Below are 18,201 nucleotides of genomic sequence, written 5' to 3' on the forward strand. Positions count from 1 at the left end.
CATGAAACGCTCGTGCCTGATGTTGTGCCTGCTGGGGGTGGCCGTACAGGCCAGTGCCATGGACCTGAAGCAAGCCTGGGACTTGCTGCAATACCAAGGCCCGATCTACCGCGCGGCGGTGCACGAAAAAGAAGCCGGCAGCGAAAACCGCGCCATCGGCGAGGCCGGCCTGCTGCCGCAGATCAACGCGTCGGCCTACTTCAACAGGGTCAATGGCAGCCAGCGGCAGAACGGCCTGGACAACGATCTGGACTATGACTCCAAGGGCGCTAATGTGCGCCTGCGCCAACCGCTGTTCAACAAACAGAGGATGGCCGAGTACCGCCAGGGCCAGCAGCGGGCCGACTACAGCGTGGCAGTGTTCGACGCCAAGAGCCAGGACGCTGCGGTACGCCTGGCCGACGCCTACTTCGACGTGCTGCTGGCCAGCGAAACCATCACCTTGGCCAAGGCCAAGCTGAACGCCTTCGAAGAGCAGCAGGCTTCGGCGAAACGGCGCAAGGAGCTGGGCGCCGGTACCATCACCGACGTCGATGAGTCGGTGGCCCGGCGCGACCTGGCCGAGGCCGATCTGATTGAGGCCCAGGACAACCTGGTCAACGCCCGCCGCAAGCTGGAGGAATACATCGGTGAAACCCCAGAGTCGCTGACCACCTTGCAGCCGGGCTTCAGTACGCCACCGCTGATGCCGGGCAACCTGCAGGACTGGCTGGTCAAAGCCCAGGCCGACAGCCCGCTGATTCACGCGCGCCGGCACAGCTACGAGCTGGCCGAAGAAGAAGTGAAACGTGCCCGCGCCGGGCACTACCCCACCCTGGATTTCGTGGCGGGCTATAACGCCGGCAGCAGTCAGTCGATTTCCGAGCTCAACCAGCGCAACCACTACAGCTCGATCGGCCTGGAGCTGAACATTCCGCTGTACAGCGGTGGCAGCACAAGCGCCCTGACCCGCCAGGCCAGTGCCAACAGTTCCAAGGCCCTGGATGAGCTGGATGCTACCCGTCAGGAGGTAATTTCCGGCACCACCCGCGAGTACCGCGGCGTGCAAAGCGGCGCCTTGCGCATTCAAGCGCTGGAAAAGGCCGTGGCCTCCAACGAGCGTTCGCTGACCTCGACCCGCAAAGGCTTCAAGGAAGGCGGCACCAGCACCAACTCGGACGTGCTCAATGCCGAGGAACTGCTGTACGACGCCCGCCACGACCTGTTCGAGGCGAAGCTGAACTACCTGATGTCTCGGCTGCGCCTGGCCTCGTCGGTGGGTAGCCTGGGGGATGATGATATCCAGCAGGTCAACGATTACCTGGGGCCGGAACTGATGGTGAGCAACTGATGAATACCTGAACGCATGCTCCTGCAGAGTACCGAGGTGGGCGCGATCATCAGTGCCAGGACCACAAGTCTACGATAGATGCGACGCATTTCTTCGCGCTATGATCGGTCACCCTGCCGCGGACGTCCTGCCCATGCCCGTAGACCTTCAAGCCTTGTACCCCAGGTTGATCCACCTGATGCTGGACACCGTGTTCGTGGTAGACAGGGACAACCAGATCGCCTTCGTCAGCGATGCCTGCGAGGCCCTGCTGGGTTACAAGCCCTGCGAAATGATCGGCACGCCGATCACCGACTATATGCACCCCGACGACCTGGCGGCCACGCGCGCGTCGATTGTGCGGGTGATGAACGGCCAGCCCCATTACGATTTCCGTAACCGCTATGTGCGCAAGGATGGCGGTATCGTGCACATCCTGTGGGCAGCCAGCTGGTCCGAAGAGGCTCAAGCGCGTATCGGTGTGGCGCGGGATGTGACGGCCCTGCGCCAGGCTGAAGAGGAGCTGCGCTTCCTTGCCCATCACGACCCGCTTACCCGGCTGGCCAACCGGGCCATGTTCAATGAACGGCTGGACAGTGCCCTTGCCACAGCGCGGCAGCACGATGGCACGCTGGGGTTGCTGTTTCTGGATATCAATGACTTCAAGGAAATCAACGATGTGCACGGGCATGCTGTGGGTGACCGGGTGCTGTGCTCGCTTGCGCGGCGGCTGGAAGGCTGCGTACGCGCAACCGACACGGTGGCGCGCATGGGCGGTGACGAGTTCACCGTGCTGTTGAACGATTGCCCCTCGCCAGTGGCCATTGCCGAGCAGGTAGCCCGCATCCTGGCGGTCATGGCCGAGCCACTCGGTATGGAGTTGTCCGGCATCGACACGCCGTCCTGCAGCATCGGCGTGGCGCGCTTCCCTGAGGATGGCAACGATGCCGACATGCTGCTGCGTCATGCCGATGGGGATATGTACCGGGTCAAGCGAAAACACACGGCGACCGGGTAACGATACCCCTGCGGCACTCGGGGGCGATTCTGTTCCCGCAAGTGAGGATTGTTTTCAATATTAAGGTAGCGTTTCAACACAGCACAAGTTCAACCACCGGGACACCACCATGCCTGACCCTGAAAGCACTTTGCTCGACAGTTGGCAGCACAACGCCCACGCCTGGATCGACGCCGTGCGCAGCGGCGCCATCGAGAGCCGTCGCCAGGTCACTGACCAGGCCATCCTGCTCGCCATCCTCGGCCGCCAGCCCGGGCGAGTGCTGGACCTGGGCTGTGGTGAGGGCTGGTTGCTGCGTGCACTGGATGACCGCGGTATCGAAACCGTGGGCGTGGATGGTGACAGGGCGCTGGTAGAGGCCGCGCGCGCGGCGGGCTCGGCCGAGGTGCACCTGGCCAGCTATGCGCAGTTGGCCGATGCGCAGGTTTATGTGGGCACAGGGTATGACCTGGTCTGTGCCAACTTTGCGCTGTTGCACCAGGACATCATCCCGTTGCTGGCGGCCATGAAAGGTTTGCTGGTGCCGGGTGGCGCACTGGTGATCCAGACGTTGCACCCCTGGAGCGTTGCCAACGGGGAGTATCAGGATGGCTGGCGGGAGGAGTCGTTTGCCGGGTTTGCCGGGGACTGGCAACCGATGCCGTGGTACTTCCGTACGTTGGCCAGCTGGCTGAATGCACTGGACATGGCCGGGTTGCGCCTGCTCAGTTTGCAGGAACCACAGCACCCGCAAAGTGCGGTGCCGCAGTCGCTGTTGATGGTGGCTGAGCGCCCCTGAGTCATACACCCTCGGTGTAGGAGCGGCCTTGCGCCGCGAATGGGCCGCGAAGCGGCCCCAGAAATGGATGCCGCGACACAGAAACTGGGGCCGCTTCGCGGCCCATTCGCGGCGCAAGGCCGCTCCTACACCGACCGCGTCGGGGTCAGAGGACGGGCTTGCGCGCCGCGCCGCTGCGGGCCTTGGCCATCGCTGCCAGGCGCACCGCGACGTTGGCCGCGCCGTAACCGGTATAGCCCCCCTTGCGCTGGATGATTTCGAAGAAGAAGCGCTCTTCAAACGGTTCGGTGTACACGTGGAACAGCTCGCCGCCCTGGGCGTCGCGGTCGTACAGCACGTTGTAGTACGCCAGTTCGCTGAGGAACTCGTCGTCGAAATCGAAGCGCGCCGCCAGGTCGTCGTAATAGTTCAGCGGAATTTCCAGCAGCGGTACTCCAGCCAGCTTGGCACGCGCCACTTCACGGAAGATGTCGTCACAATCGAAGGCAATGTGATGCACCCCCGAACCGCGGTAGCTGGAGAGTGCATGGGCAATGGCGGTGTTGCGGTTTTCCGAGATGTTCAGCGGCAGGCGCAAGGTGCCGCATTGGCTACGCAGGGCGCGGCTCTTGACCAGGCCATAAGGGTCGGGCAGCACTACTTCGTCGTCGGCAGCGAAGTCGAACAGGCTCTTGTAGAACAGCACCCAGCTGTCCAGTGACTCGGCTGGGAGGGCCAGGGCCATGTGGTCGATGCGACGCAGGCCGCCAGTGGCAGTGGCGCTCTTGTCCAGGCTGAAATCGGTGTCGTACAGCGTGTGGCCAGCGGTGCCCTGCTCCACCAGGTACAGCAAGCTGCCGTCCGGTGCGCGTACCGCCGGTACTTCGCACTCGTTGGGGCCGACCAGGCCGCGGAACGGCTGGCCACGGAAGGCGGTGGCACGCTTCAGGGCGGCTTGCGGGTCCTTGACCCGCAGTGCGGTGGCGCACAGCGACGGGCCGTGGGCCTCGAAGAAGTTGTGGCCGAAGGAGTACGGTTCGGCGTTCAGGACAATGTTGATATCGCCCTGGCGCAGCAGTTGTACGTCCTTGCTGCGGTGCTTGCCGGCTTCGGCAAAGCCCAGGCGCTTCAGCCAGCTGCCCAGGCGCGCGCCGACGGCTTCGTCGACCGCAAATTCAAGGAACTCCACGCCGTCATAGGCGCTGGCCGCTGGCGGGGTGAACAGTACGCCAGGTTCGATCGGCGTGTTTTCCTGCTCCAGGCGCAAGCGTGTCTGTTCTTCGAGATACAGCAGCGAACGCAGGCCGTCGGCGGCATTCTGCCGGGTGGGCGCGGCGCGGAAGCCGTCGTTGAAGATTTCCAGCGACAGCGGGCCACGGTAGCCAGTGGCAAGAATCGGCGCCAGGAAACCGGCCATGTCCATTTCGCCCTGCCCCGGGAAGCAGCGGAAGTGGCGGCTCCACTCCAGCACATCCATGGCCAGGATCGGCGCGTCAGCCATCTGCACGAAGAAGATCTTGTCGCCGGGGATGTCGCGGATCGCGCTTGGGTCGCCCTTCAGCGACAAGGTGTGGAAGCTGTCGAGAATCACCCCGAGGGCCGGGTGGTCGGCCTGGCGCACCAAATTCCAGACTTGCTGGTAGGTGTTGACGTGGCGGCCCCAGGCCAGGGCTTCATAGCCAATGCGCAGGCCACGTTTGCCGGCATGCTCGCCCAACAGGCGCAGGTCGTCGACCAGCAGCTGTTCATCGCCCAGGGCATCGGCCTGAACGTTGCTGCACACCAGCACCAGGTCGGTGCCCAGCTCTTGCATCAGGTCGAACTTGCGCTCGGCGCGGTCGAGGTTTTTCTGCAGGCGGTCGCGGCGGCAGCCTTCAAAGTCGCGGAACGGCTGGAACAGGGTAATGGCTATCCCTAGGTCGGCGCACATCTGGCGCACCTGGCGCGGGCTGCCGGCGTAATACAGCAGATCGTTTTCAAAGATCTCGACGCCGTCAAAACCGGCGGCGGCGATGGCTTCGAGCTTTTCCGGCAGGGTGCCGCTCAAGGACACGGTAGCGATCGAACGCTGCATGGCGGGAGTTCCTTGTTGTTAGAAAATGACGGTGCCAGTCAGGAAAAAACCACTGTCACAGTTTATGGCACGATCGATTATTCGCAGGTAAAGTCGTCGCTTCAATCTCTTTGTACGGAATGGTTAGTTTTGCGTTCGATTATCGCACAAAACCCGTTTTAACGAATTGCTAGACCGCTGGCCCGTGGTCAACATGAACCACAGACGCAGGCACACCGACCACTGCCTCCTGCCTTGGCGAACCAACGGCGGAACCTGCGCAAACAACAATAACAACGGAGACAACGATGGCTCACTCCAGCTCGCAAGCCAAAAAAGCGACCGCCAGTGGATGGATAGGCTCGGCACTCGAGTACTACGACTTCTTCATCTACGCCCAGGCCGCTGCACTGATTTTCCCGCAGATCTTCTTCCCCAATACCGACCCGAAAATGGCCATCATCGCTTCGTTGGCCACCTACGGCGTGGGCTACCTGGCGCGTCCGGTCGGTGCTTTCGTGCTGGGCCACTGGGGTGACACCCGCGGTCGCAAGAACGTACTGCTGCTGTGCATGTTCCTGATGGGCCTGTCGACCATGGCGGTAGGCCTGCTGCCCACCTACCACGACATCGGCTACCTCGCGCCGGCCTTGCTGGTGGTACTGCGCCTGATCCAGGGCTTTGCCGTGGCCGGGGAAATCTCCGGGGCCAGCTCCATGATCATGGAGCACGCGCCGTTCGGTCGAAGAGGCTACTACGCCAGTTTCACCCTGCAAGGCGTGCAGGCCGGCCAGGTACTGGCGGCGGCAGTGTTCCTGCCACTGGCCTACTTCATGCCTAGCGAAGCCTTCACCGAATGGGGCTGGCGCATTCCGTTCCTGATGAGCGCCATCGTGCTGATCGCAGGCTTCATCATCCGCAAGGAAGTGCATGAAACCCCGGCATTCGTGAAGGAAGAGAAGCAGGACAAGGTTGCCAAGTCGCCCATCAGCGAAGCCTTCCGTCACAGCTGGAAGCACATGGTGCTGGTGATGTTCATGGCCCTGATGAACGTGATCCCGGTGGTAGCCACCATCTTCGGTGCGGCCTACGCGGTACAGCCGGCCTATGGCATCGGCTTCGACAAGAGCGTGTACCTGTGGATCCCGGTGGTCGGCAACATCGTCGCTGTGCTGGTGATCCCGTTTATCGGCAACCTGTCGGACAAGATTGGCCGTCGACCGACCATGATCGCCGGTTGCCTGGGCTCTGGCCTGCTGGCATTCGTCTACCTGTATGCAATCAGCATCCAGAACGTGCCAATGGCGTTCGCCGCCTCGATCGTGATGTGGGGCATGGTCTACCAGGGTTACAACGCGGTGTTCCCAAGCTTCTACCCAGAGCTGTTCCACACCCGCTACCGCGTTTCGGCCATGGCCATCGCACAGAACATCGGCACCATGCTGACCGCCATGCTGCCGGCGCTGTTCGCCCTGGTTGCACCACCTGGCTCGGACAACATCCCGCTGGTAGTGGGTAGCCTGGCGTTCTTCATCACCTGCGTGTGCGCCCTGGCAGCCTACATCGCCCCGGAAACCCACCGCCTGGCGATGGAAGACCTGGGTAACCCGGAGGCCAAGCCGATGGAAAAGGCAGCGTATGAAGCTAGCCGTAAAGGTAGCTTTCAGGCTGTGAGCCACTGATAGATTGCAGGGGGCTGCTTTGCAGCCCTTTCGCGGCACAAGGCCGCTACTACAGGTGGATCGCATGAGCCCAGGCTTGCGCGTTGCCCTGTAGGAGCGGCCTTGTGCCGCGAACGGGCCGCAACGCGGCCCCGGCAGTCTCAGCCTGCAACCACTTCCTGCAACCTCTCCCAAAGCTTCTCGACATGCTCCCGCTCAGTCGGCAGCGCCCCCACCGACACCCGCACCATCCACCGCCCGTCCAGCGTCGCTGGCGTCACATACGCATCCCCGGACGCATTCAGCCGCTCGGCCCACCCCTTGGTATGCGCATCCAGCGCCTCCCCTTCCACCCCCGCCGGCCGATGGCGAATGCACAAGGTCTGCAATTGCACCGGTGCCAGCACCTCCCACTGCGCCGCGGCCCCGACCTGTTCCGCCAACCACCGGGCATTGTCCAGGTCACGCCGCAGCCGCGCCTGCAACGCTTCGACACCCTCGCTGCGCAACATGAACCACAGCTTCAACGCGCGGAACCGACGGCCCAGCGGGATGCCCCAGTCACGCAGGTTCTTTACCTCGCTATCCACCGCCGATTGCAGGTAGCTGGGGTTGGTGCTCATTACCCGGATCAGGTGCTGCGGATCTCGCACGTAGTAGATCGAGCAGTCGAAGGCCACACCCAGCCACTTGTGCGCATTGACCACTACCGAATCGGCCAGCTCGATGCCGTCCCACATCCAGCGGCACTCGGGCAGGATCATCGCCGAACCGGCCATGGCCGAATCCACATGCAGCCACAGGCCATGGGCCTGGGCGATCTCGCCGATCGGGCGCAACGGGTCTAGCGCCGTGGTGGTCGTGGTGCCGGTGGTGGCCACCACGGCGCATGGCTGGTTGCCCGCCGCCAGGTCCTGCTCGATGGCTGCCTGCAGCGCCTCCGGACGCAGGGCGTAGTGTTCGTCAGTGGGGATCAGGCGGATGTTGTCGCGTCCAAAACCGGCCAGCAACGCGGCCTTGTCCACCGAGCTGTGGGCGTGGGCGCTAACGTAGACGATCAGGGGTTTGGCCTGGGCTTGCAAGCCACCGCGCACCAGTGCGTAGTCGCTGGCGCGCTCGCGGGCGCTGATCAGTGCCACCAGGGTGCTGGTAGAGGCCGTGTCCTGGATCACCCCGCTCCATTGGCCCGACAGGCCGAGCAACTGGCGCAGCCAGTCGAGGGTGGTTTCTTCCAGCTCGCTCAGGGCCGGGCTGGACTGCCACGACAGGCCCAGCACGCCCAGGCCGGTGCTGAGGAAGTCGCCAAGTACCGAAGACAGCGTACCGTTGGAGGGGAAGTAGCCGTAGAAGTCCGGGTGCTGCCAATGGGACAGGCCGGGCATGACCAGCTGGTTGACGTCGTCGAGGATGGCTTCGAAGGGCTCACCTTGCTGGGGAGCGGTGCCTGGCAAGGCAGCCTTGAGGTAGCCAGGCTCGACCTGGGCCATGACCGGGCGTTCGCCGACGGTCTGGCGGTAGTCGGCAATCAGGTCGATCAGTTGGTGGCCGTACTGGCGGAATTGCTCGGGGGTCACGAGGGCTCTCCTGTGGGTAATCCACTGCCTGTACTGGCCTCTTCGCGGGTAAACCCGCGAAGAGGCCGGAACAGACAACACAATGCCCCCAGTCTAGGCACCTATCCCCCGGCGAATAACCCCGCATCGCGCATACCTGCTATGGCAAACCCGCATGCCCACCCTGCACGCCGAACTGCGACTGACGCCACAGCTCGAACACCCGGTTGCGCAGCCAGCGGTGCTCCGCCGAAGCCTGCAGCCGCTGGTGCCACACCACCCAATAGCGCTGGCTGTGGTCGATAAAGCCCAACGGCCGCCATGCCAGGTCATGCAAGCGGCACAATTGCCGGGCGATGTGCTCGGGTACGGTGGCCACGGCCTGGCTGTTGGCAATGACCTTTACGGTGGCGGAAAAAAACGGCACTTCCAGGCTGACCCGCCGCTGCAGGCCCTGGGCGCGCAGGTGGCGGTCGATGAAACTGTCCTTGTCGCCACCACCGGAAATGCGCACATGCTTGTGCGCCAGGTAATCGGCCTGGCTGAGCGCGGAGTGGGCGGCCAGCGGGTGGTCGTGGCGCATCAGGCACACCGCACGGTCCTCACCCAGCAAGCGCCCGTGCAGGTTGGGAGGCGACTCGTCGAACAAGGTGGTTGCCAGGTCGATTTCGCCGCTGGCCAGCAACGCGTACTGGCCGGCCTGCCAGGTACGGTACTCCAGCGATACGCCCGGGGCTTCATGTTCCAGCGCGGCCACCAGCAGCGGCAGCATGTGCTCGGCCACGTAGTCCGAAGCGGCCAGGCAGAAACGGCGCTCACAGCGGGCTGGGTCGAATACGGCGGGCTGGCGCAGGGCGTGCAGTTCTTCGAGAACCTGGCGTAGCGGTTCGACCAGCGCTTCAGCGTATTCGCTGAGTACGTAGCCGCGGCCTTGGCGAACCAGCAACGGGTCGTCGAAAGCTTCGCGCAGGTGGGCCAGCTGGCGGCTCAAGGCCGACTGGCTGACGCCCAGGCGCTCAGCGGCGTGGCTGAGGTTTTTCAGCTGCAGCAGGTGGTCGAGGGTGCGCAGGTGGGCGAGGCTGAGGGAGGCGAAGGCGGGGTTCATCAAGGGTTCGGCTCCAGACCGCAGGCGAGGGCTTTGCCCTCGTTTCGCGGCACAAGGCCGCTCATACAGAGGAGTGCATAACCCCTGTGGGAGCGGCCTTGCGTCGCGAATGGGCCGCAACGCGGCCCCGGCTTTTTTAGGCGGTCAGACCGACGTAGACGTTTTGCACGTCATCGTTCTCGTCGATCGCTTCGAGGAACGCTTCAACCTCAGCCAGTGCTTCAGCACTCAGGCTGGCTGCGCTCACCGGGTTCTTCGGGGTGTAGCCGATCTTCGCCGAGGTCACGGTAAAGCCATGCTCCGGCAACGCCTTTTGCACGGCATCCAGGTCAGTGGTGTCGGTGATGAACAGGGTCGAGCCCTCTTCTTCACCTTCTTCAAAGTCCTGGGCGCCGGCTTCGATGGCGGCCATTTCCGGGTCGGCGTCACCTTCCGGGGTAGCTTCGATCAGGCCGACGTGGTTGAAGTCCCAGGCCACCGAGCCGCTGGCGCCCAGCTGGCCCTTGCGGAACAGCACGCGGATTTGCGCGACGGTGCGGTTCACGTTGTCGGTCAGGCACTCGACGATCAACGGTACCTGATGCGGCGCGAAACCTTCGTAGCTGACTGCCGAGTACTGCACGGTATCACCGTCCAGACCAGCGCCCTTGCGAATCGCCCGTTCCAGCGTTTCACGGGTCATCGAAGCCTTCTTGGCCTGCACGATCGCCAGGCGCAGGCGCGGGTTCATGTCGGGATCGGCGCCCGATTTGGCAGCGATCTGGATTTCCTTGGACAGCTTGCCCATGACCTTGCCTTTGGCATTGGCCGCTGTTTCTCTATGTTTGGCTTTCCACTGTGCGCCCATGTCGACTCTCTTGTTTCAGCGGCCGGTTCAGGAAGCGACCGGCCAAAAGTGGGTGCATTTTATACGCCCTCAAGCATGGGATCGACAAGAAATCTCATCAGCCTTTATCGGCTTTGCCCGCCGCCGCCGCAAACCGTGCCAGGCGCACGTCCAGCCGACGCGGTCGCAAACCGTGGTCCTCTGCACGCTCCTTGCGGCGGATGGCATTGCGTACCATCAGCGAGCCCAGGTAGCGGATCGGTTCGGGCGGGAACAGCCCCAGCGGCCCCTTGACCAGCGGCGAACGGGTCCACGGGTTATCCAGCCCCAGCGCCAGCGACGAAAGAATCTGCCCCCCCATATGACACGGGCCAACGCCGCTGCCGGAGTATCCAAAGCCATAGAACACATTGCCCTGCCCGTCCAGGCGACCAAAGAACGGCAAGCCGGTCACCGAGCGGTCCGACGGCCCGTTCCAGCTGGCCGCCAGTGGCACCTCGGCCAAGGTCGGGAAAAACTCGCCAACGGTTTCGCCCAGCAATGGCCGGTACGGCGACGGCTGGTCGAATACCGGCAGCATGCGCCCGCCATAGGCAAAGGTGTTGCCGCCCTTGCCGAGCATCAGCCGGCCATCAGAGGTGTTGTGGTAGTAGTGCACGAAAATACGCGAGTCGAGCACGCTGATGCCGCTGTCCAGACCGATCTGGCTTAGCAGTTCGGGGCACGGTTCGGTAATGACCATGTCGCTGGAAACGATCGCCACGCTGCGCTCGAACTGCGGAAAAGCCCGCGCCATCCAGGCATTGAGGCCCAGCACCACGCGATCAGCACGAACGGTTCCACGAGCGGTGCGCACCTGCACCGGGGCGCCGTGCTCCAGGCCGGTCATGGCGGTACCTTCATGAATGCGCACACCGCGCTGCAAGGCCACCCGACGCAGGCCGCGCACCAGCTTGCCCGGCTGCACCGTGGCTGCCGCCGGCGAGAACCAGCCCTCCAGATGCCGCGCCGAACCCGCCAGACGCTGCACCTGTTCCAAGGGCAGGCGGCGGAACGAATTGATGCCCTTCTGCTCCAGCGCAGCGATCACCCCGTCCGTGGCGCCGACCTGGGCAGCGTTGGTGGCGGTGTACAGCGTGCCGTCCAGGCGGTAGTCACAGTCGATGCCGTTGGCCCCGCAGAACGCCCCGATGTCCCCGATGCTGCGCTCCGACTCGCGTACCAGGCGCACCGCCTCGGCCATGCCGAACAGGCGCTCCAGGGTGAAGTACTTGGCCGACCAGGACAACGCGCAGCCACCATTGCGGCCACTGGCACCGGCGCCGCAGATGTCGGCTTCGATCAGCAACACATCCAGTGCCGGCACCGCCTCCTTGAGCATCAATGCGGTCCACAGGCCGGTGTAGCCGCCGCCGACAATGCACACATCGCAGCGGGCATCGCCTTGCAGCGGCGGGCACACCGCCTCCTGCGTGGAATCCAGGGCCTGTTGCAGCCAGAAGGGTCTCATTCGCTCGCTTTCCTTTCAGGTACGCAGTGGCTTGATTGCCATGCTGGTATTCGGTGCCACGTCGTTGCTTTGCACACTGCTGGCCGGGCGGCTGTTCCAGTGCGGCAGCAGCACCAGCGCCGAGAACAGCGCGCAGCCAGCGAACACGATGAACACCGTGACGCCGTCGAAGTACCCCGGTAGCAGCCCACCCAGCACCGCCCCCACCGAGCCGCAACCATTGACGAAGCCGGCGGCAGTGGCACCGGCCTTGGCGGTACCGAAGTCGATGGCAGCGGCGCCGCTGATCATTGAGTCAGGCCCGTACAGGGTCAGGCCCATGACGAACAGCAAGGCCACCACCAGCATCACGCTACCGGTGTGCATGGCCGCCATGAACGCCGCCAGGGTCATGGTCAGCAGCACCAGGCTGATCACGCAGGCCGGCATGCGCCGGGCGCCGAACAGTTTGTCGGAGGCCAGGCCGATCATGATCGGACCAAGCAACCCCGCCAGCTCGAAGGCGGTCGGGATGATTGCCGCGCCGACCTTGCCTACTGAAGGCATCTGCTCGAACACGATCACCGGCCCCCACAGCAGGATGGCGTAGCGCGCCGGCTTCAACAGGAAGTACGCAAGCCCCAAAGTCAGCACCGTGCGGTTGCGCAGGATCTCCCTCAGCGGCGCCCACACGCTGCACAGGTTGTCGGCCGGGGCCATGCTCTGCGGCTCGGGCTCCACCGCCGGCAGGCCGACATCCTCAGGCTTGTTGCGCTGCAGGAAGAAGAACAGCACGGCCACCAAAGCCACCACGGCGGCACTGGAGAAGAACGCTGCGTGCCAGGTACCCACCAGGGTATAGGCCCACCACCCCGCGAACGGTGAGGCCACCAGGCCGCCGAAGGCATAGCAGGAACTCCACAGGCCCAGTACCCGCCCACGCTGCGAGGCCGGGAAGAAGCTGCCGATGTTCTTGCACAAACCGGCCCAGCCGGTGGACTGCGCCAGGCCCTGCACCAGCATGCAGGTGGCAAAGATCGGGAAGGTGGCGTAGCTGCCCATCACCACCGCTGCCACAGCAGAAATCAGCAACCCGCCAAGCACCACCACCCGCGGGCCGAAGCGGTCGGCGAGCATGCCCCAGGTGAACTGGCCCACGGCGTAGGCGGCCAGGTAGATGGCGTCGAGGTTGGCCATGGCGGCCTTGTCGAGCATGAAGCTTGGGTCTTCAGCGATGCCCAGCTTGGCGACCGAGAAGGCTTTGCGGGTGAAGTAGAAGGCGGCGTAGGCCAGCCAGGTGATGGCGAAAATCTGGATGCGCCAGCGTTTGAACGCGGCTAGGGATTGATTCATGTGTGTCTGACCTCTTGCTCAAGTGTGCCGGCAGAATGTGAAGAAACGCCTGTCTTGTTCTTGTGTTACGCACAGCGATGACGAGGCTGTCATCGGGTCAGGTGGCGCCGTGTGGGCACCAGGGCCCTGGCGGCATTCGTGATGCCGGCACCGGGCTGACATCTATGGAAACAGTTGCGCTAAGATAAATAAAATCGATTTATCGTATTACACACATAAGCCAAGCTTGTTAATGAGGTCAGCCATGTCGGTTTCCCACGCACAACTCAAAGCCTTCCATGCGGTGGCCGTGCACGGCAGCTTTACCCGCGCTGCGCAAAAGCTGTTCCTGACCCAGCCAGCGGTGTCGGACCAGGTGCGCAAACTGGAGGAGCGCTTCGGCGTATTGCTGTTCCACCGCAACAAGCGTTCGGTGCAGCTCACCGACCTTGGCGAGCGCCTGCTGGGCATTAGCCAGCGCCTGTTCGCCTGCGAGGCCGAGGCGCAGGAGCTGCTGCACGATTCACGCGCGCTGCACACTGGCAGCCTGGTGCTGGCAGTGGATGCCCCGGTGCACGTGCTGCCGCAGGTTGCCCGCTTCTGCCAGCGCTACCCTGGCATCCAGGTGAAGATCGAAACGGGCAATACCGACGAATCGCTTGCGCGGCTGTTCAGCTATCAGGCCGACCTGGCCCTGCTCGGGCGGGATGTCGACGATGAACGCCTGCATTGCCTGCGGCTGCGCCGCGACCCGATGGTGGCGTTTGTGTCCCACCATCACCCCTGGGCCAGCCGTGGCTCGATCAGCCTGGCAGACCTTGATGACATGCCACTGGTGCTGCGCGAGCCCGGCTCGGTGACGCGACAGACGCTGGAAGAAGAGATGCAACGCGCGGGTTTGCGGATTCGCCCGGCGATCCAGGTGGAAGGCCGCGAGGCGGCGCGGGAAGCGGTGGTGGTGGGGATTGGCGTGGGCGTGGTGTCAGCGGCGGAGTTTGGCGCCGATGCGCGGGTGTGTGCGTTGCCGATCGTGGATTGTCAGCGGCATTTGACCGAGACGCTGGTCTGCCTGAGCGAGCAGCGTACGCGGCGTGTCGTAGCGACCTTTTTGCAGGTGGTCGAGGAAGGGTTGTAAGCCGGTACCGGCCCTTTCGCAGCACAAGGCTGCTCCTACAGAGGAATGCGATTAGCTGTAGGAGCAGCCTTGTGCTGCGAAGAGGCCAGTGCAGGTAACCCGGCTATGCTGGGATAACCTCACCCCCCGGCATACCATCCATGCTCTACCGCTTTGCCGCCGACACCCTGGTCCTGCTGCACCTGGCCTTCATCCTGCTGGTGCTGTTCGGCGGCCTGCTGGTGCTCAAGTGGCGCCCTGCCCTGTTCATCCACTTGCCGGCCCTGGCCTGGGGCCTGGCGGTGGAGTGCCTGCACCTGGGCTGCCCGCTCACCACCTGGGAAAACCGCATGCGCAGCGCAGCCGGGGGCGCAGGCTACCAGGGCGGCTTTGTCGAGCACTACATCTGGCCACTGATCTACCCCGCCGGGCTGACAGCGCACACTCAATTGCTGTTGGGCAGCATCGTGCTGCTGCTCAACCTGGGCATCTACAGCTACGTGGCCTGGCGCTGGCGCCGGCCTAGCGGGTAGCGATCACGAACAACCGCGGGAACGGTAACAGCACCTTGCCATCGGTGGCCGGCGGGTAGTCGCGCTGCATGGCCTGCAGGTACATCTGCAGGAAGTCGGCCTTCTCCTGCTCGCCAAGCCTGGCCAGGTAAGGCCGCAACGCTGAACCCTTGAACCATTCCACCACCGCTTCGGCACCGCCCACCAAAGGGTGGTGATAGGTGGTGCGCCACACATCCACCCGCGCACATAGCGGGCTGAGCAGGTCGTAGTAGAACGCCGCACCGTGCCGTGGCGGCAACTGGAAATCGGCGAATTTCGCCGCCCAAGGGCCTTGGCTGGCAATCTCGCGCAACTGCCGATGGGCCGGTTCGTCAAGGTTGTCGGGGGTCTGCACGGCCAGGCTCGCGCCTTCACTCAACTGGCGCACCAGGTGCGGGTACAGCACCGCGTGGTCAGGTACCCATTGCAGCGAGGCATTGGCCAGGATCAGGTCCTGCGGCTCTGGGGCGGACCAGCCGGCAATGTCGGCAATGGCCGTGCGTACCCGTGGGATGCACAGCCGCTTGCGTTCGCGGGCCTTGTCGATCATGTCCGGGTCGCTGTCCAGTGCCGTCACCTGGGCATCGGGGTAGCGCTGCAGCAGCACCTCGGTGGAGTTGCCCGGACCGCAGCCCAGGTCGGTGGCATGGCGCACCGGGCGTGGCGGGATGGCGGCGAGCAGGTCGCGCACCGCGCGGGTGCGTTCGTCTTCGAACAGGGAATACTGGTTGGCGGACCAGGCCATGTGGGGCTCCTTTTAGGCGGGCAATGTGCCTAGCATATGCCATCTGTCGACTGTGAGGGCCCTATCGCCGGCAAGCCAGCTCCCACAGGGACAGTGCAACACTTGAAGGCGATGAGGCCCTTGTGGGAGCTGGCTTGCCGGCGATGAGGCCGTGACCCGTTCTCAGAAATCCCAGCGGGTGGTCACCATGACGTTGCGTGGCTCGCCGTAATAGCCACTGTAGAACGTGGTATCCAGCGCACTGAGGTACTTCTTGTCGAACAGGTTGTTGACGTTCAGCGTGGTGGAAAGCTGGTCAGTGATCTGATAACGGCCCATCAGGTTGTACACGGCGAACTGCCCTTGCTTGGCCTTGACGGTGCCAAGCTCGGCAGGCGCGGCAGTGAAGTGCGTGCCGCTCTGCCAGTTCATGCCACCACCCACGGTCAGGCGGTCCAGCTCGCCCGGCAGGCGGTAGGTGGTCCACAGCTTGACCATGTTGGCCGGAAACACCGTGTTGATGCGCTCGCCGTCGGCATCCTTGATGATGCTGTGGTTGTAGCTGGCGCTGAGGTTCCAGCCCGGCTGCAACTCACCGCTGGCTTCCACTTCGAAGCCGCGCGTAGTCGCACCGGAAATCGCTTCATAGGCCGCCGTGGTGGTACCCGGTACAACTCTGCCTGGGTCGACCACCGCCAGGTTGTCCTGCTTGATCTCGAACGCAGCGATGCTGGTTTGCAGGCGCCCGTCAAAATACTCGCTTTTCAGGCCGACTTCGTAGTTGTCGCCTTCGCGTGGCGCCAGCGTCGCGCCGCTGGCATCACGGACCGTCTGCGGCTTGAAGATACTGGTGTAGCTGGCATAGACCGAATGAATGTCGTTCAGGGCGTAGACCACACCGGCATAGGGCGTGACGACGCCGCTTTCACGGTTACCCGGGATCTTGTTCGGCTGCGTGCTGAGGTCGTAGCGGTAGCGGTAGTTACTGACCCGGGCGCCCAGAATGATCGAGAGTTCATCGGTAGGCCGCAGGCGTGTGGCCAGGTAGGTACCGCTCTGGTAGATGCTGGTGTCACCGTCGTACAGCTTGCCATTACCGGTGTTGGGCTTGGTGGTGTAGTTGTCCCAGTCGTAGAAGTTGACCCGGGTGCCTTCGATCGCGGTGCCGCGCAACGGGTCGTGGTGGTTCTGGTAACGGGAGAAATTGTAGCCCAGCACCAGGTCATGCTGGCGGCCGAATGCCTCGAATGGCCCCTTGAGCTGCGCATCCACACCCACCTGCTTCTGCCATGTACTGCCGGCGCCGCCGTACAGGCGCACGCCTTCGCCGGTCTGCTTGTCGGGGAAGCCCCAGCTGGCGGTGGCCAGGCGGTAGTCGTCGCGGTTGATGTACATCTGGTTCACTGCCAGCCGTAGGCTCCAGTCGTGGCCCAGTTTCTGTTCGAGGCTGGCGAACGTGTTCAGTGCGTCCTGGGGGTTGCTGCTCCAGCGCGCGGCGCTATTGGTGGAGCGGGAAAAGTCGGTTTGCTCTCCATTGCTGTAGAACAGCGGGAACGCCACCGAGGACGAGCCCTCTGGCCGGTTGCGCTGATAGTCGGCGCCCACGGTGAGCAAGGTGGTGTCGCTCAGGTCGGCCTCAAGGATGCCGTACAACACCTGCTTTTCCTGGTGGTAGTGGTCGACGAAGCTGTCGTTCTGCTGGTAGGCGGCAACCATGCGCCCGCGCACATTGCCGGTGGGGGTCAACGGCCCGGACAGGTCGACCTCGGTGCGGTACTTGTTCCACGACCCCAACCCAGCGCTGACATGCCCCTTGAACTCGGCAGTTGGCCGCTTGCGCACCAGGTTGATGGTGGCAGAAGGGTCACCTGCGCCAGTCAGCAGGCCGGTGGCACCGCGCAGCACCTCCACATGGTCATAGATGGCCATGTCGGCGAGGCTTTGCGCCGACACCTGGCTGACGATATCGAGGGTGGTGGGAATGCCGTCGAACTGGTAGTTGTCTACCGAATAGCCACGCGAGTAGATGTTGAACCGCTCACTGCCCAGGCTTTGGACCGACAGGCCCGGGGTTTGCTGCAGCACTTCGGTGAGGTCATTCAGGCCCTGGTCGTCCATGCGCTGGCGGGTGACCACGCTGATCGACTGCGGCGTTTCCCGTGGCGACAGGTCAAGCCCTGTACCGGCGCGCGTAGTGCCCAAGGTGTAGGCACCGGTGCCGTCGGTGGTGTTGCCATAACGCTGGCTGTCGATGGTGATAGCGCCCAGTTCCAGCGCCATGCCGCTGGCCGGCGCGCCGATCAGGTAACCCTCCCCCGCCCGCTGCAGCTGCAGACCAGAGCCGGCGAGCAGCTGTTGCAAGGCCTGGGCAACGCTCATGCGCCCTTGCACGGCCGCCGCCTGACGGCCCTCGGCAGCATCCGTGGAAAACAGGATGCGGGTGCCGGTCTGCTGGGCCAGGGCGTTTAGCGAGCGGTCCAGGCGTTGGGCCGGGATGTCCAGGCTGAAGGTGGCATCCTGCGCCTGGACGGTGGCGCAGGTCAGCAGGCTGGCAGCCAGCAGCGTCAGCGGTGAAAGGTGGTAACCCATGTGTTCCCCATACGATTCAAGTGACTTCATGGGGATGGCGGCTGGCCCTGGGTGAATGTTGATGTGCCAATGAAAATAATTATTGGTTGCCTGTTATGGCCCTTTCGCGGGCTTGCC

General features: G+C 63.8%; 14 protein-coding genes. 6 read left to right on the forward strand and 8 right to left on the reverse strand.

Annotation, left to right across the window (positions count from 1 at the left end; all coding sequences use genetic code 11):
* Position 1: 1 nt before the first annotated feature.
* The 3 genes from SB756_RS17320 (at position 2) to SB756_RS17330 (ending at position 3,105) form a co-directional block, all read left to right on the forward strand.
* The gene (locus SB756_RS17320) at positions 2-1,330 is read left to right on the forward strand and encodes a TolC family outer membrane protein (RefSeq protein ID WP_410911225.1); all 1,329 of its coding nucleotides are present in this window, start codon (positions 2-4) and stop codon (positions 1,328-1,330) included.
* A 133-nt stretch (positions 1,331-1,463) separates the two neighbouring features.
* On the forward strand, positions 1,464-2,327 hold the full coding sequence (locus SB756_RS17325; protein WP_341798255.1) for a sensor domain-containing diguanylate cyclase: 864 nt from the start codon (positions 1,464-1,466) through the stop codon (positions 2,325-2,327).
* 109 nt (positions 2,328-2,436) lie between these two features.
* Complete coding sequence (locus SB756_RS17330; protein WP_341798254.1) at positions 2,437-3,105, forward strand: class I SAM-dependent methyltransferase; 669 nt, start codon at positions 2,437-2,439, stop codon at positions 3,103-3,105.
* A 145-nt stretch (positions 3,106-3,250) separates the two neighbouring features.
* Here the strand turns inward: SB756_RS17330 and quiC are convergent, their stop codons facing one another.
* Complete coding sequence (gene quiC / locus SB756_RS17335; protein WP_016500398.1) at positions 3,251-5,158, reverse strand: 3-dehydroshikimate dehydratase QuiC; 1,908 nt, start codon at positions 5,156-5,158, stop codon at positions 3,251-3,253.
* Between the two features lie 287 nt (positions 5,159-5,445).
* Here quiC and SB756_RS17340 point away from each other — a divergent pair, with 287 nt between their 5' ends.
* Positions 5,446-6,819 (forward strand): MFS transporter, encoded by a 1,374-nt coding sequence (locus SB756_RS17340; RefSeq protein ID WP_341798253.1) that lies wholly within the window; start codon positions 5,446-5,448, stop codon positions 6,817-6,819.
* 140 nt (positions 6,820-6,959) lie between these two features.
* Here the strand turns inward: SB756_RS17340 and SB756_RS17345 are convergent, their stop codons facing one another.
* The 5 genes from SB756_RS17345 to SB756_RS17365 all read right to left on the reverse strand — a co-directional run bounded on the left by SB756_RS17345 (position 6,960) and on the right by SB756_RS17365 (position 13,124).
* On the reverse strand, positions 6,960-8,372 hold the full coding sequence (locus tag SB756_RS17345) for a DOPA decarboxylase (protein WP_410911226.1): 1,413 nt from the start codon (positions 8,370-8,372) through the stop codon (positions 6,960-6,962).
* A 139-nt stretch (positions 8,373-8,511) separates the two neighbouring features.
* Positions 8,512-9,456, reverse strand: coding sequence for a LysR family transcriptional regulator (locus tag SB756_RS17350; RefSeq protein WP_341798251.1), 945 nt, complete (start codon positions 9,454-9,456; stop codon positions 8,512-8,514).
* A gap of 136 nt (positions 9,457-9,592) precedes the next feature.
* The gene (locus SB756_RS17355; protein ID WP_016500402.1) at positions 9,593-10,303 is read right to left on the reverse strand and encodes a YebC/PmpR family DNA-binding transcriptional regulator; all 711 of its coding nucleotides are present in this window, start codon (positions 10,301-10,303) and stop codon (positions 9,593-9,595) included.
* Positions 10,304-10,400: 97 nt separating this feature from the next.
* Positions 10,401-11,792, reverse strand: coding sequence for an FAD-dependent oxidoreductase (locus SB756_RS17360; protein ID WP_410911227.1), 1,392 nt, complete (start codon positions 11,790-11,792; stop codon positions 10,401-10,403).
* Positions 11,793-11,807: 15 nt separating this feature from the next.
* A complete protein-coding gene (locus SB756_RS17365; protein ID WP_016500404.1) occupies positions 11,808-13,124 on the reverse strand; it encodes an MFS transporter in 1,317 nt (438 codons plus the stop codon).
* Positions 13,125-13,368: 244 nt separating this feature from the next.
* Between SB756_RS17365 and SB756_RS17370 the strand changes: the two genes are divergently transcribed.
* On the forward strand, positions 13,369-14,238 hold the full coding sequence (locus SB756_RS17370; protein ID WP_410911228.1) for a LysR substrate-binding domain-containing protein: 870 nt from the start codon (positions 13,369-13,371) through the stop codon (positions 14,236-14,238).
* 140 nt (positions 14,239-14,378) lie between these two features.
* Positions 14,379-14,750: a DUF2784 domain-containing protein gene (locus SB756_RS17375; RefSeq protein WP_341798248.1), complete on the forward strand. Its 372-nt coding sequence runs from the start codon at positions 14,379-14,381 to the stop codon at positions 14,748-14,750.
* On the opposite strand, the gene tam is transcribed toward SB756_RS17375, so the two are convergent.
* Positions 14,740-15,516 carry a trans-aconitate 2-methyltransferase gene (tam, locus tag SB756_RS17380; RefSeq protein ID WP_341798247.1) on the reverse strand — a complete coding sequence of 259 codons (777 nt, stop codon included), beginning with the start codon at positions 15,514-15,516 and terminating at the stop codon, positions 14,740-14,742. The genes SB756_RS17375 and tam overlap by 11 nt on opposite strands.
* Positions 15,517-15,678: 162 nt before the next feature.
* Complete coding sequence (locus tag SB756_RS17385; protein ID WP_410911229.1) at positions 15,679-18,084, reverse strand: TonB-dependent siderophore receptor; 2,406 nt, start codon at positions 18,082-18,084, stop codon at positions 15,679-15,681.
* Positions 18,085-18,201: the final 117 nt, after the last annotated feature.

The organism is Pseudomonas sp. SIMBA_068 (assembly GCF_046534705.1).
In the GTDB taxonomy this organism is placed as follows: Bacteria; Pseudomonadota; Gammaproteobacteria; order Pseudomonadales; family Pseudomonadaceae; genus Aquipseudomonas; species Aquipseudomonas putida.

Coding starts and splice junctions, on each gene's coding strand:
- SB756_RS17360 (WP_410911227.1), bottom strand. CDS start 11,792: ATGAGACCCTTCTGGCTGCAACAGGCCCTGGATTCCACGCAGGAGGCG.
- SB756_RS17355 (WP_016500402.1), bottom strand. CDS start 10,303: ATGGGCGCACAGTGGAAAGCCAAACATAGAGAAACAGCGGCCAATGCC.
- SB756_RS17375 (WP_341798248.1), top strand. CDS start 14,379: ATGCTCTACCGCTTTGCCGCCGACACCCTGGTCCTGCTGCACCTGGCC.
- SB756_RS17330 (WP_341798254.1), top strand. CDS start 2,437: ATGCCTGACCCTGAAAGCACTTTGCTCGACAGTTGGCAGCACAACGCC.
- SB756_RS17340 (WP_341798253.1), top strand. CDS start 5,446: ATGGCTCACTCCAGCTCGCAAGCCAAAAAAGCGACCGCCAGTGGATGG.
- SB756_RS17350 (WP_341798251.1), bottom strand. CDS start 9,456: ATGAACCCCGCCTTCGCCTCCCTCAGCCTCGCCCACCTGCGCACCCTC.
- SB756_RS17370 (WP_410911228.1), top strand. CDS start 13,369: ATGTCGGTTTCCCACGCACAACTCAAAGCCTTCCATGCGGTGGCCGTG.
- quiC (WP_016500398.1), bottom strand. CDS start 5,158: ATGCAGCGTTCGATCGCTACCGTGTCCTTGAGCGGCACCCTGCCGGAA.
- tam (WP_341798247.1), bottom strand. CDS start 15,516: ATGGCCTGGTCCGCCAACCAGTATTCCCTGTTCGAAGACGAACGCACC.
- SB756_RS17385 (WP_410911229.1), bottom strand. CDS start 18,084: ATGGGTTACCACCTTTCACCGCTGACGCTGCTGGCTGCCAGCCTGCTG.
- SB756_RS17325 (WP_341798255.1), top strand. CDS start 1,464: ATGCCCGTAGACCTTCAAGCCTTGTACCCCAGGTTGATCCACCTGATG.
- SB756_RS17320 (WP_410911225.1), top strand. CDS start 2: ATGAAACGCTCGTGCCTGATGTTGTGCCTGCTGGGGGTGGCCGTACAG.
- SB756_RS17365 (WP_016500404.1), bottom strand. CDS start 13,124: ATGAATCAATCCCTAGCCGCGTTCAAACGCTGGCGCATCCAGATTTTC.